The 14,241-nt window shown below is 47.4% G+C and carries 15 protein-coding genes; 11 read left to right on the top strand and 4 right to left on the bottom strand.

What is annotated here, in order from left to right; translation table 11 throughout:
- Nucleotides 1–30: 30 nt before the first annotated feature.
- A complete protein-coding gene (locus OGY15_RS01345; protein ID WP_052755115.1) occupies nucleotides 31–1,401 on the bottom strand; it encodes a sensor domain-containing diguanylate cyclase in 1,371 nt (456 codons plus the stop codon).
- A gap of 819 nt (nucleotides 1,402–2,220) precedes the next feature.
- On the opposite strand from OGY15_RS01345, the gene OGY15_RS01350 reads away from it, so the two are divergent.
- Both OGY15_RS01350 and OGY15_RS01355 read left to right on the top strand, forming a co-directional pair.
- Nucleotides 2,221–2,448 (top strand): PapB/FocB family fimbrial expression transcriptional regulator, encoded by a 228-nt coding sequence (locus tag OGY15_RS01350; RefSeq protein WP_229235785.1) that lies wholly within the window; start codon nucleotides 2,221–2,223, stop codon nucleotides 2,446–2,448.
- Between the two features lie 19 nt (nucleotides 2,449–2,467).
- A complete protein-coding gene (locus OGY15_RS01355) occupies nucleotides 2,468–3,043 on the top strand; it encodes a hypothetical protein (protein WP_071891779.1) in 576 nt (191 codons plus the stop codon).
- A 124-nt stretch (nucleotides 3,044–3,167) separates the two neighbouring features.
- Here the strand turns inward: OGY15_RS01355 and OGY15_RS01360 are convergent, their stop codons facing one another.
- Entirely contained in the window at nucleotides 3,168–3,842 is a 675-nt protein-coding gene (locus OGY15_RS01360; protein WP_286537748.1) for a hypothetical protein, read from the bottom strand.
- Nucleotides 3,843–4,497: 655 nt separating this feature from the next.
- On the opposite strand from OGY15_RS01360, the gene OGY15_RS01365 reads away from it, so the two are divergent.
- The 7 genes from OGY15_RS01365 (at nucleotide 4,498) to csiR (ending at nucleotide 12,464) form a co-directional block, all read left to right on the top strand.
- Complete coding sequence (locus OGY15_RS01365; RefSeq protein WP_044713312.1) at nucleotides 4,498–4,842, top strand: PapB/FocB family fimbrial expression transcriptional regulator; 345 nt, start codon at nucleotides 4,498–4,500, stop codon at nucleotides 4,840–4,842.
- 306 nt (nucleotides 4,843–5,148) lie between these two features.
- Entirely contained in the window at nucleotides 5,149–6,126 is a 978-nt protein-coding gene (glaH, locus tag OGY15_RS01370; protein WP_151218162.1) for a glutarate dioxygenase GlaH, read from the top strand.
- 19 nt (nucleotides 6,127–6,145) lie between these two features.
- Nucleotides 6,146–7,414: an L-2-hydroxyglutarate dehydrogenase gene (gene lhgD / locus OGY15_RS01375; RefSeq protein ID WP_151218163.1), complete on the top strand. Its 1,269-nt coding sequence runs from the start codon at nucleotides 6,146–6,148 to the stop codon at nucleotides 7,412–7,414.
- 23 nt (nucleotides 7,415–7,437) lie between these two features.
- Complete coding sequence (gene gabD, locus OGY15_RS01380) at nucleotides 7,438–8,886, top strand: NADP-dependent succinate-semialdehyde dehydrogenase (protein WP_286537749.1); 1,449 nt, start codon at nucleotides 7,438–7,440, stop codon at nucleotides 8,884–8,886.
- 25 nt (nucleotides 8,887–8,911) lie between these two features.
- Nucleotides 8,912–10,195: a 4-aminobutyrate--2-oxoglutarate transaminase gene (gabT, locus tag OGY15_RS01385; protein ID WP_151218164.1), complete on the top strand. Its 1,284-nt coding sequence runs from the start codon at nucleotides 8,912–8,914 to the stop codon at nucleotides 10,193–10,195.
- Nucleotides 10,196–10,331: 136 nt separating this feature from the next.
- Complete coding sequence (gabP, locus tag OGY15_RS01390; protein WP_187253086.1) at nucleotides 10,332–11,732, top strand: GABA permease; 1,401 nt, start codon at nucleotides 10,332–10,334, stop codon at nucleotides 11,730–11,732.
- Between the two features lie 45 nt (nucleotides 11,733–11,777).
- Entirely contained in the window at nucleotides 11,778–12,464 is a 687-nt protein-coding gene (gene csiR / locus OGY15_RS01395) for a DNA-binding transcriptional regulator CsiR (RefSeq protein WP_278238487.1), read from the top strand.
- Between the two features lie 12 nt (nucleotides 12,465–12,476).
- Here the strand turns inward: csiR and lysM are convergent, their stop codons facing one another.
- Together lysM and OGY15_RS01405 are read right to left on the bottom strand one after the other, a co-directional pair.
- The gene (gene lysM, locus OGY15_RS01400; RefSeq protein ID WP_278238486.1) at nucleotides 12,477–12,926 is read right to left on the bottom strand and encodes a peptidoglycan-binding protein LysM; all 450 of its coding nucleotides are present in this window, start codon (nucleotides 12,924–12,926) and stop codon (nucleotides 12,477–12,479) included.
- Nucleotides 12,927–13,021: 95 nt separating this feature from the next.
- On the bottom strand, nucleotides 13,022–13,180 hold the full coding sequence (locus tag OGY15_RS01405; RefSeq protein WP_003037242.1) for a YqaE/Pmp3 family membrane protein: 159 nt from the start codon (nucleotides 13,178–13,180) through the stop codon (nucleotides 13,022–13,024).
- Nucleotides 13,181–13,364: 184 nt separating this feature from the next.
- Between OGY15_RS01405 and OGY15_RS01410 the strand changes: the two genes are divergently transcribed.
- Together OGY15_RS01410 and OGY15_RS01415 are read left to right on the top strand one after the other, a co-directional pair.
- Nucleotides 13,365–13,664, top strand: coding sequence for an ArsR/SmtB family transcription factor (locus OGY15_RS01410; protein ID WP_137346398.1), 300 nt, complete (start codon nucleotides 13,365–13,367; stop codon nucleotides 13,662–13,664).
- A 9-nt stretch (nucleotides 13,665–13,673) separates the two neighbouring features.
- Nucleotides 13,674–14,201 (top strand): rhodanese family protein, encoded by a 528-nt coding sequence (locus OGY15_RS01415; RefSeq protein WP_278238485.1) that lies wholly within the window; start codon nucleotides 13,674–13,676, stop codon nucleotides 14,199–14,201.
- Nucleotides 14,202–14,241 lie beyond the last annotated feature (40 nt).

A 14,241-nucleotide genomic window follows, 5' to 3' on the forward strand; every position in this document is an offset into this window, starting at 1 on the left:
GGCGTTGTTGGCCGGCTAACATACTGCTGGTTATGGCTGTACGCACGGACACGTTAGCTCGTGGGGACCGCAGTAATACATCACTTTATTTCTGCCTGCATTTTTTGCGGCGTAAAGTGCAGCATCAGCATAGGAAACGACTTTATCACCCGATTCATCTTTCGGAGAACTAAAATAAACCCCGATGCTTATGGTCATCTGTTCTTTAATACCAAATACATTTGGCGGTAACGTGAGTTTTTCTACATTTTGTCGAATCCGCTCAGCCACCACCATAGCCTCCTGTTTATCATTGCATTTTAATAAAATGCCAAACTCCTCTCCCCCCACCCGAGCAAATACATCGGAGTCACGAATCGATTTATTAATGATATAAACGATGGAGACGATCACCTTATCTCCCTCCTGATGTCCATAAGTGTCGTTAATCCTCTTAAATTTATCAATATCAAGCATCAACACACAAACATTTCCACGTAGCATGGCAGAGTTAAGTGTTTTATAGAACAGCTTACGATTATAAATTTTGGTTAGTGCATCTCTCATAGAGGATTCCGTTTCTCTTTTTAGTAGCAGGAAAGTATTAAACATTAAAATTGAGATTACGCATAATGCGCTTATTATTTCAAGTCCGCGACTGACGTACCAGATATACATACTGTACTCATCAAGAGTGATAAGTAATAAATTGGTTAATATCGCCGAGCAGCACATCAGAGCGATACTGACCCACAACGCATTGTTCAATCGGGTTTTCAATGTAAGGTAGACTAAAGCTATGGCCCAACCTGCAATTAACGAATAAATGTATCTTAATTCCCAATGCAACGTCACCAGATCGTCTTTTAAACAGGTGATATCTATCACGACATCGGGATTATAACTTGATAAATTATGAGCAAGAATACCTATTGCGACCACAACGATGACCGTTATCATCTCCAGTATCGGCTTCTTTTGTTTATCCTCAATGACAATCGTATCGTTTCTATACGCTTTAATGCCGATACACAGCGTAATGATAAAACTCAATTGCCGAAAGTAGTAAAAGATAGCAATGTCATTGCTTCTCTGTTCGATTGAAACACTATCATTAATCAGCGCCTGCACAATATAGATCGTTTCAATAAAATAGATATCACAGCTAATAAATGCTATACCCAGAATAAAGATATAGGATAACTCTTTTCGACATAGATATTGAAACAGCATAAACAAAAACATTATTGTATAGAGAAACAACAGTCCCACAATGACGATTAAGTATGTTGTTTGCGGGACGTTTTTTACACTTATTTTAAATTGCGAAAGACACAACCCCACGCCCAAATACAAGACGATCAATATAACATAAAAACCAATAATCCACCCATTACTAAATCTATACGTTTTTTTGTTCATACTTATCCAGGTGATGAATATTTCTGGCATTTTTATATTATTTATCTTTCCTTTGCAAATAAAGTTTATTAGTCATAATACAACTGTATGTTTTCTAAGAAAATTAAATTACTCATCAGCCAGATGTATAAAATTTATTATTGACATAAAATTCACTATTTTGTGTCGATATTGTTACCACACACAAAAAAAATTATAATTTTCATAATAGCAAGTAATCCTCCTAAAAAAATTAACGTAGGTGCCTTAGAGATTTTTAAAAATTTATACTCGTATGGCTTACACATCCAGTTACCAGAAGTACTTATGCTTTCATCACACAAAAGAGTTAATTTGCACCAGTCGGTTGTCTGGCAATGCATTGCACATTTCTTATGTTAGATCGATGCACATTTTAGTCCACATGGTAATTATTAGATTTTTATTCAAATTATATTATTTTTAATAAATTTAACATTTAATAAACATCAATTTTCTATTATATTGATTAAACCTTTATCATTATTTAATAAATACCAGGAGCATTATCGCCAAATTCATCAAAACACATAATGCTATAATTAACAAAAAAACATCTTCACAATTGATTTTATTGGATTTTTTGTAACTCCTGAATTAAATCAACCCGCAAAAATGCCAAATATAAAACTGTGAGCTATTTACTAAATCAATGTTAAAGCTATTATTAAAGAAGAGTTCATCAATGAACCATTCAAGCCAATAGTTATCATTTTGCGCCATGAGGAAGAAATGAACATTAAGGATGGCTTTGCAGAACATTACTCTTCTATTCCAGCGCCAGGGACCCTAACACCAGGAATGGTAGATAAAACCCATTTCCATTTGCTTATTGATATATCCAGTATATATAGTGAAAAGATTATATACGCACTCGAACTTCATTTAGTTAATGGATTAAAACGAAATGAAGCTTGTCTTATCAGCGGCATCTCACAGAGTTGTCTGTCAATTAAACTCAGGCAATTGCAACGCATTAGTCGCTCCGTCGTACAGATGTACCCTTGGTATTGTGCAAATATTAATTAACTTACCTAATTCATATAAAATGAGTAATAATATTAAGATCGTGTGCGTATCGGCTAATAGCTATCTGAAGTTAGCCATCCAGAACCTGGTGGATTTCACATGGATAAATGAATCGGACCTTTCGCCTGCGTTTTGCTATCCATCAGCAAGCATCGGCATCATGTTGCTAGTAACCACGGGTAGTACCCTTAAACAACGTATCAAAATGCTCGATATGACGCGTAAGATTTCCAACAACTACGGCTGGAAAGGCATTGTGTTATATGATCAAAAAAATGCGAATGAAAGACGTTTTGTCGATATGACCGGACTGAGGGCCTATGACATCAGAACGCCGATTGCGGATTTAAAAGATTCCATTGAAAGAAGTACTTATCTTCGCTCCCGTCATCCTCACTGTGCTAACGGCATATTGGGGCTTACAAAATATCAATGGGAAGCATTATGGCTCTCATTTATAGGTGTTGAGATAAAAGAGATTGCAGAAAAGACTGGACGTACACCACCAACATTGTATGCGCACAGGAAAGCAGGTCTAAACTATTTAAAATTGAATCATCTTCATGAATTCAAAAATGTCATAGCTAGCTTTTAATGTAGATACTTGAGAAAATCATTCTACTCCATTTTAAGTTCCTCTCCTCTATACGTTAATGAATATTTTAACGCCCCTTATCGATGCAAATCATCAGGGGCGTAATTACGTTAAGTGGAGCAGTTTACTTAATATTAAACTGACAATTTATACATTTATTTTCTTCTTGACGGTTATGGTAGCTTAACATCACCAATAACAAAGAAAAAATAAGTCCTACAAGCGCTGACAATAAAAGAACCATAGTTGTATTGTATCGAGCCACCACTACCGGCTCTGATATAATAACAATATCGCCCTTATCCAAATAACGTTTCGTTGCCACTGCGATTAGATAGGCACGCGATAGGGTCTCTGTTGATTTATTATCAGCGTGCCGCGCATTTAACTCCTGCAATACGTTGTCGACATCATCTGCATACCATGCATTGAGTGCGGCGTTAAGAGAGAGCAGTGAGTTCTCAATTTCATTTGCTTCATTCCTGGAAACCAAGGCTTTCAGATTCAGGGTATTACTTTTTTTATTTTCATTGACACTAAAGCGACTATCAACTCTGGACACCAATAATGTTTTGAATATTTCATTACGGCATTCAACATCATCGTTGCATGAAGTGTAAAAAAATGGTGAGTAAACTTTCGGTGTAATATCAAGTGTTAACGTCACCTTATCGTTATTGATGTAACAAAACACGCCACCTATTACAATATAGAAAAACACGATAAATGATATTAGTAGATATTTATTAAAGGCATACTTTATAAAATCTAATAAATCAATTTCTTCATTAGAGCTCATTTTTTCACCCCACATTTACAAAGTGACAATCCAGGAAAGCAAGCATGCGATAAAAACTGTGCTTACAGCCAGAGCACTAATGAATATCTTTGCTGATAAAGTATACTTCATTTAATCATCCATCTATCCCAGCCATATTTAACTTTGTATTATGATAGTAAAATAAGACCAAGTGTAAACATGGAAAAAAAGTAGCTATTTTTTTTGTTATTCAGCCTAACAAATATACAGTAAATTGTTAATAAAACAGTTAAAAAATTGTGATATAAAAATGCACGTATCGTTATTACAAATAAAAGTTATATAAATTTAATAAAATATATCGCTAAACAAAGAATAATCCATAACTCAAGTTAAAATGTAACAATATGTTTCATCAACCAAAGGAAAATAATCACCACCGCAAAATTTCATAAAAACACTTGAAAACCTACTCTATACATCGCTGCCCAGGATCGATAAACACTTAATCATTCGCTCATGGTTCACAATAGTGAACTCGTTATATATATCATTTTTTATATAAATTTATATAAAATTAGATTATTGATTTTTACGGATTTTAGATTAAATTAGAGTTATTACAAATTATTAAATTTTATATTTTTCTATGGCAAAAAAATGAACTTTTGAAACCAAAGCCATGGATCCTTTTATGTCACAGCGCCATCCTTCTCAGTCACACTGCCGTCCACGTAGCTATCGTTCTTTGTCAAATGGAAGCCTCAGCGAAGAACATTTCAATGTTTTAATTAAAATCGCTCGCATCAACAGCAGGAATAATATTGCAGCACTAAAAGATTTCCTGGTCGTCGGGAAGAAACGCAAAGATGCCTGCAACGCGAATAAAACTTCATTAAGTTACTTCTCAGTTAAACTGCGTCAGTTACAGAGTATTAGCGACGATATTATTACCATCTACCCTTTCTACGCCGAGTATTCACAGTCGTATTCGGTCTCTGCTAATAGCGCAACTGAGCAATCAAAGCAGTCGCCATAAATCTGAAGAAGAAAAAGACTAATTGGCCACGTGGAACACGTGGCACCACTCAAAAAATTCATTAATAACCAAAAAGTTAGATAGACAAAAACTCTGCTGGTATGACGCCTGATAGCTCGCCTTCCCGCCTCACCCCGTGATATCCACACCGTTTGCAATGTTAAATAATTGTTGCTTTTGATCACAAATAATAAACAAAGAACCTCATTCTGTGCGCGTTTTTCAAAAATGTAGATATTTTTAATTTATGGCTACGAAACGAGCTGCGCCATATCTCCCTGACAATCTACTGAGAGGAACGATTTGATGAACGCACTGACTGCCGTAAAACCTAACGCAGAAGATCCAGCCCAGCACTACAGCGGTTTCACGTTGAAACCATCAGCCCAGTCCCCACGCCTGCTCGAGCTGACTTTTTCCGCTGAGACCACTGAGCAATTTCTGCAAGCCGTGGCGCAGTGGCCGGTACAGGCACTGGAATACAAATCCTTCCTGCGATTCAAAGTCGGCAAAATCCTTGATGACCTTTGCGGCAATCAGTTGCAACCTCTGCTGCTGAAAACGTTGCTCGATCGTGCCGAAGGCGCACTGCTGATCAATGCCGTTGGCGTGGATGATGTGGCGCAGGCAGAAGAGATGGTCAAGCTGGCGACGGCGGTTGCGCATCTTATTGGACGCTCCAATTTTGATGCGATGAGTGGGCAATACTATGCACGTTTTGTAGTGAAAAATGTCGATAACTCAGACAGCTATCTGCGTCAGCCGCACCGTGTTATGGAGCTACATAACGACGGAACCTACCTCGAAGAGGTAACAGACTATGTACTGATGATGAAGATTGACGAGCAGAACATGACCGGCGGTAACTCGCTGCTGCTGCACCTCGACGACTGGGAACATCTGGAGCAGTACTTTACCCATCCGCTGGCACGCCGCCCCATGCGCTTTGCCGCGCCGCCAAGCAAAAACGTGAGCCAGGAAGTGTTCCATCCGGTGTTTGACGTTGACCAGCAGGGTCGTCCGGTAATGCGTTACATCGACCAGTTCGTCCAGCCAAAAGACTATGAAGAAGGCGTCTGGCTGAGCGACCTGTCCGACGCGCTGGAAACCAGCAAAAGCATTATTTCCGTACCGGTTTCAGTCGGTAAATTCCTGCTGATCAACAACCTGTTCTGGCTACACGGTCGCGATCGTTTCACCTCGCATCCTGACCTGCGCCGCGAACTGATGCGCCAGCGTGGTTATTTCGCTTACGCGACCAACCACTACCAGACCCATCAGTAAGCGCGAAGGAAAAAAGCGGATGTATGATTTTGTGATTATTGGCGGCGGTATTATCGGCATGTCGACCGCCATGCAACTGATTGATGTCTATCCGGACGCCAGAATCGCGCTGCTGGAAAAAGAGTCCGGCCCGGCCTGTCACCAGACGGGCCATAACAGCGGTGTGATCCACGCCGGGGTCTATTACACGCCTGGCAGCCTGAAGGCGCAGTTTTGCCTGGCCGGAAATCGCGCCACCAAAGCCTTTTGTGATCAAAACAGCATCCGCTACGACGTCTGCGGAAAAATGCTGGTTGCCACTTCCGCTCTGGAAATGGAACGCATGCGTGCGCTATGGGATCGCACCGCCGCTAACGGCCTTGAGCGTGAATGGCTGAATGCGCAGGAGCTTCGCGAGCGTGAACCGAATATCACCGGTCTGGGCGGTATTTTCGTCCCGTCGAGCGGGATCGTCAGCTACCGTGAAGTAACCGCCGCGATGGCGAAGATTTTCCAGGCCAAGGGCGGTGAGATTGTTTACAACGCCGAGGTCAGCGCGCTGAAAGAGCATGCCGCGGGGGTGATCGTCCATACGCGTCAGGGTCAGGAGTATGAAGGTGCGACGCTAATTAGCTGCTCCGGGCTGATGGCGGATCGACTGGTGAAAATGCTCGGTGTCGAACCCGGCTTTATCATCTGTCCGTTCCGTGGCGAATACTTTCGTCTGGCATCAGAACATAACCAGATAGTTAATCATCTGATTTACCCGATCCCCGATCCGGCGATGCCGTTTCTCGGCGTGCATCTGACCCGGATGATCGACGGCAGCGTCACGGTCGGCCCCAACGCGGTGCTGGCGTTTAAACGCGAAGGCTACCGTAAGCGCGACTTCTCACTGAGCGATACGCTGGAGATCTTCGGCTCTTCCGGTATTCGCCGCGTGCTGCAAAACAACCTGCGATCCGGGCTTGGCGAAATGAAGAATTCGTTGTGCAAAAGCGGTTATCTGCGACTGGTGCAAAAGTACTGCCCGAGCCTGACGCAACACGATCTGCAGCCCTGGCCTGCGGGCGTGCGGGCACAGGCGGTATCACCTGACGGCAAACTGATCGATGATTTTCTGTTTGTGACCACGCCACGCTCAATTCATACCTGTAATGCCCCTTCTCCTGCGGCAACGTCAGCAATCCCTATCGGCGCGCATATTGTCAGTAAAGTTCATGCGCTGCTTGAGAACCAGAGTAATCCCGGACGCACGCTGCGTGCGGCACGTAGCGTGGAGACATTACACGCCGCATTCACCCGTTAAAACGATGAAGACAGGAAGCAATTATGCAACTTAACGATCCAACCTTATTTCGCCAGCAGGCACTGATCGACGGCAACTGGCGTGACGCCAACAGCGGCGAGACCCTCGCGGTGACCAACCCCGCCAACGGTCAGCAATTGGGTAGCGTACCGAAAATGGGGGCGGATGAAACCCGCGAAGCGATTAACGCCGCCAACCGCGCGCTGCCCGCCTGGCGTGCGCTGACCGCCAAAGAGCGGGCCAACATTCTGCGCCGCTGGTTCAATCTGATGATTGAGCATCAAGACGATCTCGCCCGTCTGATGACCCTGGAACAGGGAAAACCACTGGCGGAGGCCAAAGGCGAAATTACCTACGCCGCCTCCTTTATTGAGTGGTTTGCCGAAGAGGGCAAACGCATTTATGGCGATACGATCCCTGGCCATCAGGCTGACAAACGCCTGATCGTCATCAAACAGCCGATCGGCGTTACCGCCGCGATTACGCCGTGGAACTTCCCGGCGGCGATGATCACCCGCAAAGCAGGTCCGGCGCTGGCGGCAGGTTGCACCATGGTGCTCAAACCCGCCAGCCAGACGCCATTCTCCGCACTGGCGCTGGCAGAGCTTGCTAATCGCGCCGGGATCCCGGCAGGCGTTTTCAGCGTGGTGACCGGTTCAGCCAGCGCAGTCGGTAACGAGCTGACCGGCAACCCGCTGGTGCGCAAGCTGTCATTTACCGGTTCAACTGAAATTGGCCGTCAGTTAATGCAACAGTGCGCCAAAGACATCAAAAAAGTGTCGCTGGAACTGGGCGGCAATGCACCGTTTATCGTCTTTGACGATGCCGATCTCGACAAAGCCGTGGAAGGCGCGCTGGCCTCGAAATTCCGTAACGCCGGGCAGACCTGCGTCTGCGCCAACCGTCTGTACGTGCAGGACGGTGTGTATGAGCGTTTTGCCGAAAAACTTCAGCAGGCTGTGAGCAAACTGCACCTCGGCGATGGTCTGCAACCTGACGTCACCACCGGACCGCTGATCGACGAAAAAGCGGTCGCCAAGGTGCAGGAGCACATCGCCGATGCCCTGGATAAAGGCGCGCGCATTATCGCGGGCGGTAAACCTCACTCGCTCGGCGGGAACTTCTTCCAGCCCACCATTCTGGTGGATGTGCCTGACAACGCAAAGGTCGCCAAAGAAGAGACGTTTGGCCCACTGGCGCCGCTGTTTCGCTTTAAAGACGAAGCAGATGTCATCGCTCAGGCCAACGACACCGAGTTTGGTCTGGCAGCCTATTTCTACGCCCGTGATTTGAGCCGCGTTTTCAGGGTTGGCGAAGCGCTGGAATACGGCATCGTCGGCATTAACACCGGCATCATCTCCAACGAAGTCGCTCCATTTGGAGGAATCAAAGCCTCCGGTCTTGGCCGTGAAGGTTCAAAATACGGCATCGAAGACTACTTAGGAATCAAATACATGTGCATCGGCCTTTAATAAAACAAATACTGGAGAACACCTGATGAGCACCAACAAAGAACTCATGCAACGTCGCAGCAACGCCGTTCCCCGTGGCGTAGGACAGATCCACCCTATTTTCGCCGAGCGAGCAGAAAACTGTCGGGTCTGGGACGTTGAAGGCCGCGAATTCCTCGATTTTGCCGGTGGTATCGCAGTGCTAAACACCGGCCACCTGCACCCGCAGATTGTCTCTGCGGTAGAAGCGCAGTTGAAAAAACTGTCCCATACCTGTTTCCAGGTGCTGGCCTATGAGCCTTACCTGGAGCTGTGCGAAATCATGAACAAGAAAGTGCCGGGCGATTTTGCCAAGAAAACTCTGCTGGTAACGACTGGTTCTGAAGCGGTGGAAAACGCGGTAAAAATCGCCCGCGCCGCCACCAAACGCACCGGCACAATCGCCTTTAGCGGCGCTTACCACGGTCGTACACATTACACTTTGTCTCTGACCGGGAAAGTAAACCCGTACTCTGCCGGAATGGGGCTGATGCCTGGCCATGTGTATCGCGCGCTTTACCCGTGCCCGCTGCATGGCATCAGTGACGACGATGCTATCGCCAGCATTCATCGCATCTTCAAAAATGATGCCGCGCCGGAAGACGTTGCCGCCATCGTGATTGAACCTGTTCAGGGCGAGGGAGGTTTTTACGCCGCCTCACCGGCCTTTATGCAACGGCTGCGCGCCATTTGTGATGAGCACGGCATCATGCTGATTGCTGACGAAGTCCAGAGTGGCGCGGGCCGTACCGGTACACTGTTTGCCATGGAGCAGATGGGCGTTGCGCCCGATCTCACCACCTTCGCCAAATCCATCGCCGGAGGTTTCCCGCTGGCGGGCGTGACCGGACGCGCCGACGTCATGGACGCTATTCCACCGGGCGGGCTGGGCGGTACTTATGCTGGTAATCCGATTGCCTGTGCCGCCGCGCTGGCGGTACTGAACATTTTCGAGCAGGAAAATCTGCTGCAAAAAGCCAACGAGTTGGGGCAAACCCTGCGTGAAGGTCTGCTGGCTATTGCGGAAACCCACCGCGAGATTGGCGACGTTCGCGGGCTGGGGGCGATGATTGCTATCGAACTGTTCGAAGATGGCGACCATGCAAAACCAGACGCCAAACTGACCGCCGAAATTGTCGCGCGTGCGCGTGATAAAGGACTGATCCTGCTCTCCTGCGGGCCTTACTACAACGTCCTGCGCATCCTTGTCCCGCTGACCATTGAAGATGCGCAAATCCACCAGGGGCTGGACATCATCGCTCAATGTTTTGCCGAGGCGAAGCAAGGTTAACACCCCTGCATCCGAGCCGGATGGCGATGCAAATGCGCCTTATCCGGCAAACAGATCAATAACAATAATACGCGTGCCCCGGCGCGGGAATGCCGGGGTGCTCTCCCAAGTGCAATACTTTCGAGAGGTTTAAACGATGGGGCAAGTGTCACAATCACATGATTTAGGGGGCGGGCTGAAATCACGCCACGTTACCATGCTGTCTATTGCCGGAGTTATCGGCGCAAGTTTATTTGTCGGTTCAAGCGTGGCGATAGCAGAAGCCGGTCCCGCAGTGCTATTAGCGTACCTGTTCGCTGGGTTACTGGTGGTGATGATTATGCGTATGCTGGCCGAAATGGCCGTCGCCACCCCGGATACCGGATCGTTTTCTACCTATGCCGATAAGGCCATCGGCCCGTGGGCAGGTTATACCATCGGTTGGTTGTACTGGTGGTTCTGGGTGTTGGTGATCCCATTGGAAGCGAATATTGCCGCCATTATTCTTCACTCCTGGGTCCCGGGCATCCCTATCTGGCTGTTTTCTCTGGTTATCACGCTGGCATTAACCGGCAGTAATTTGCTGAGCGTCAAAAATTATGGTGAATTCGAGTTCTGGCTGGCGCTGTGCAAAGTGATTGCCATTCTGGCGTTTATAACCCTCGGCGCGGTGGCGATTAGCGGTTTCTACCCTTATGCCGAAGTCAGTGGGGTTTCGCGCCTGTGGGATCATGGCGGCTTCATGCCCAACGGTTTCGGCGCTGTGCTCAGCGCGATGCTGATCACCATGTTCTCCTTTATGGGCGCGGAAATTGTCACTATCGCCGCCGCCGAATCCGATACCCCGGATAAACACATCGTCCGCGCCACCAACTCGGTTATCTGGCGTATCTCCATCTTCTATCTGTGCTCTATTTTCGTGGTAGTGGCGCTGATCCCATGGAACATGCCGGGACTGAAAGAAGTGGGCTCTTATCGTTCAGTGCTGGAGTTACTGCATATCCCACATGCGAAGCTGATCATGGACTGCGTCATTTTGTTGTCGGTGACTAGTTGTCTGAACTCCGCACTGTATACCTCATCACGCATGCTCTACTCCCTGAGTCGTCGCGGCGATGCACCCGCTTTTATGGGCAAAACAAACCGCAGTAAAACGCCTTATGTTGCAGTGTTACTGTCGACAGGTGCCGCCTTTCTCACTGTGGTCGTCAACTATTATGCCCCGGCCAAAGTATTCAAATTCCTGATCGACAGCTCCGGCGCCATCGCACTGTTGGTGTATCTGGTGATTGCGATTTCCCAACTGCGGATGCGTAAAATCCTGCTGGCGCGAGGTGGTGAAATCAAACTGAAAATGTGGCTTTATCCGTGGCTAACCTGGCTGGTGATCGCGTTTATTATCTTTGTGCTGGTGGTAATGCTGTTTCGCCCGGCACAACAGCTGGAAGTTATCTCTACCGGGTTGTTAGCCATAGGAATTATTTGTACCGTGCCCATTATGTCGCGCTGGAAAAAACTGCTATCGTGGCAAAAAGCACCATTGCAAAATACGCATTAAACCTGTTCCCGGCTCAGGCCGGGAAATCCGTTCAGGAGTGAAACCATGACCGCCATTCACCAACCGACGGCCATTGATGGATACCGCTGGCTGAAGAACGACATCATCCGCGGTGTGTATCAGCCTGATGAAAAACTGCGTATGAGCCTGCTGACCTCGCGTTATGATCTTGGCGTGGGACCGCTACGCGAAGCGCTTTCGCAACTGGTTGCCGAGCGGCTGGTCACGGTGGTCAATCAGAAAGGATATCGTGTCGCCCCAATGTCCGAGCAGGAGTTGCTCGATATTTTCGATGCCCGCGCCAATATGGAGGCCATGCTGGTCGCGCTGGCGATTGAACGTGGCGACGATGCCTGGGAAGCTGAAATTCTGGCGCGGGCGCATATGCTCGCTAAGCTTGAAGCGATTGACGCCAGTGAACAGATGCTCGACGAGTGGGATCAGCGCCATCAGACGTTTCACTCAGCGATTGTCTCCGGCTGCGGTTCACAATATTTGCTGCAAATGCGCGAACGACTGTTCGATTTGGCGGCGCGCTACCGGTTTATCTGGCTGCGTAAAACGGTGCTGTCGGTTGAGATGTTGGAAGATAAACACGATCAGCACCAAACGCTGATCGAAGCAATTCTGGCACGCGATGCCCCGCGAGCCAGCGAATTAATGCGTCAGCACCTGCTGACGCCGATTCCGATTATTCAACAGGCGATGTCCGGCAAATTGCTGACGCAATAAACCTGAACATTATTATTGTTGCGGAATACGTAAAACCTGCCCGGGATAAATTTTATCCGGGCTTTTCAGCATCGGTTTATTTGCTTCAAATATTTGATTATACAGATTAGCGTTGCCGTAAACCTGTTTGGCAATAGCGCTCAGGGTATCCCCCGATTTCACGGTATAAAACTGGCTTTCACTCGCGGGCACAGAGGTTTTAACCTGGTCGTCGACACTGGCAATACCAGAGATATTACCAATCGCTATCAGGATTTTTTCTTTCGCCTCCTGACTTAATCCATCGCCAGAAACGGTGGCTTTGCCTTCGTTAATTTGGACGTCCACTTTATCCGCATCTGGAATACCGGTTTTATTCAGGTGTTCCTGCACTTTTTTTGCCAGATCGGCTGTGTCATGATTTCCAGTGACCGCATCCCACAGTTTCTCACCCGCATCTTTTACAAAATTGAAGAGACCCATATCCACCTCGATAATAAACAATCAACCTGAAAAGTGTAGCAGAGGAGAAAGGAGCACAACGAAAACGGCGCCAAAGCGCCGTTGTAGAAGGGGAATTAGTTACGCGTCTGTATCCAGAAGGCGTGGATCAGACCTGGGATGTAGCCCAGCAGCGTCAGAACGATATTGAGAATAAAAGCCCAACCGAATCCTTTACCCAGCAGCACGCCGAGCGGAGGCAAAATAATAGTAAAAACGATTCTCCAGAAACCCATACATACTCCCTACAAGCAAAAAATTAACCATTGTTTAAAAAGAGATTTTATCTCTAAGACTAATCAGTGTAGCTAACTCCTCCCGTCTCGCCCTGTTGTTTTACCCTCTTTTACGCTTTTGACGCTGGCGTAGGTTGATTTTTTATTTTAGAATTTACTTAATTTAGATTATGCTTAAATACATATGACAGAACTTGAACAACTCCAGGCCAGCGCGGAACAGGCTGCCGCTCTGCTCAAAGCGATGAGTAACCCGAAGCGGTTGCTGATTTTGTGCATGCTCTGCGGTTCGCCCGGTACCAGCGCGGGCGAGTTAGCCCGTATTACCGGCCTCAGTCCCTCCGCCACTTCGCAGCACCTGGCACGTATGCGAGAAGAAGGCCTGATAGACAGCCAACGCGATGCCCAGCGCATCCTGTACTCCATCAAAAATGCGGCCGTGAATTCGCTGATCGCCACATTAAAGACACTTTATTGCCCATAAGGAGCCATCATGACTATTGGGACGATTTCCCCACGCGAAGCGCAGACGCTGGTCGCACAAGGCGCAAAACTGATTGATATCCGCGATGCTGACGAGTATCTGCACGAACATATCCCTGAGGCGCATCTGGCCCCGTTATCGACGCTCGAGCATGGGGCGTTGCCTGCAAATCTCCGCGCCGAAAAGATTATCTTTCACTGTCAGTCTGGCAAACGTACACAAAACGCGGCGACAAAACTGAGTGCTCTTGCCGCTCCTGCGCAGGTCTGGTTGTTGGAGGGCGGAATTGACGGCTGGAAATCTGCAGGTTTGCCGGTGGCAAAAGACAGTTCACAACCGTTACCGCTGATGCGTCAGGTGCAGATATCCGCAGGTAGCCTTGCCCTGTTCGGCGTCATTCTGGGTTACGCCGTCAATAGCGCCTTCTTCCTGCTGAGCGGTTTTGTCGGCGCGGGGCTGATACTCGCTGGTGTGACCGGCTTTTGCGGCATGGCACGATTACTGGACATCATGCCCTGGAACCGACGTACTCATTAAGCGGTAAACCTTGAAACAGCGCTGTACCCGCCGATTGACG

Origin of the sequence: Citrobacter sp. Cu231 (assembly GCF_030332265.1) — a bacterium.
Classification (GTDB): domain Bacteria; phylum Pseudomonadota; class Gammaproteobacteria; order Enterobacterales; family Enterobacteriaceae; genus Citrobacter; species Citrobacter meridianamericanus.

What these genes read in the sequence shown, in the direction of transcription:
- lysM (WP_278238486.1), bottom strand. Translation starts at nt 12,926, where the DNA reads ATGGGTCTCTTCAATTTTGTAAAAGATGCGGGTGAGAAACTGTGGGAT.
- csiR (WP_278238487.1), top strand. Translation starts at nt 11,778, where the DNA reads ATGACCGCCATTCACCAACCGACGGCCATTGATGGATACCGCTGGCTG.
- glaH (WP_151218162.1), top strand. Translation starts at nt 5,149, where the DNA reads ATGAACGCACTGACTGCCGTAAAACCTAACGCAGAAGATCCAGCCCAG.
- OGY15_RS01350 (WP_229235785.1), top strand. Translation starts at nt 2,221, where the DNA reads ATGGTAGATAAAACCCATTTCCATTTGCTTATTGATATATCCAGTATA.
- OGY15_RS01415 (WP_278238485.1), top strand. Translation starts at nt 13,674, where the DNA reads ATGACTATTGGGACGATTTCCCCACGCGAAGCGCAGACGCTGGTCGCA.
- OGY15_RS01355 (WP_071891779.1), top strand. Translation starts at nt 2,468, where the DNA reads ATGAGTAATAATATTAAGATCGTGTGCGTATCGGCTAATAGCTATCTG.
- lhgD (WP_151218163.1), top strand. Translation starts at nt 6,146, where the DNA reads ATGTATGATTTTGTGATTATTGGCGGCGGTATTATCGGCATGTCGACC.
- OGY15_RS01345 (WP_052755115.1), bottom strand. Translation starts at nt 1,401, where the DNA reads ATGAACAAAAAAACGTATAGATTTAGTAATGGGTGGATTATTGGTTTT.
- gabD (WP_286537749.1), top strand. Translation starts at nt 7,438, where the DNA reads ATGCAACTTAACGATCCAACCTTATTTCGCCAGCAGGCACTGATCGAC.
- OGY15_RS01365 (WP_044713312.1), top strand. Translation starts at nt 4,498, where the DNA reads ATGTCACAGCGCCATCCTTCTCAGTCACACTGCCGTCCACGTAGCTAT.
- OGY15_RS01360 (WP_286537748.1), bottom strand. Translation starts at nt 3,842, where the DNA reads ATGAGCTCTAATGAAGAAATTGATTTATTAGATTTTATAAAGTATGCC.
- OGY15_RS01405 (WP_003037242.1), bottom strand. Translation starts at nt 13,180, where the DNA reads ATGGGTTTCTGGAGAATCGTTTTTACTATTATTTTGCCTCCGCTCGGC.
- gabP (WP_187253086.1), top strand. Translation starts at nt 10,332, where the DNA reads ATGGGGCAAGTGTCACAATCACATGATTTAGGGGGCGGGCTGAAATCA.
- gabT (WP_151218164.1), top strand. Translation starts at nt 8,912, where the DNA reads ATGAGCACCAACAAAGAACTCATGCAACGTCGCAGCAACGCCGTTCCC.
- OGY15_RS01410 (WP_137346398.1), top strand. Translation starts at nt 13,365, where the DNA reads ATGACAGAACTTGAACAACTCCAGGCCAGCGCGGAACAGGCTGCCGCT.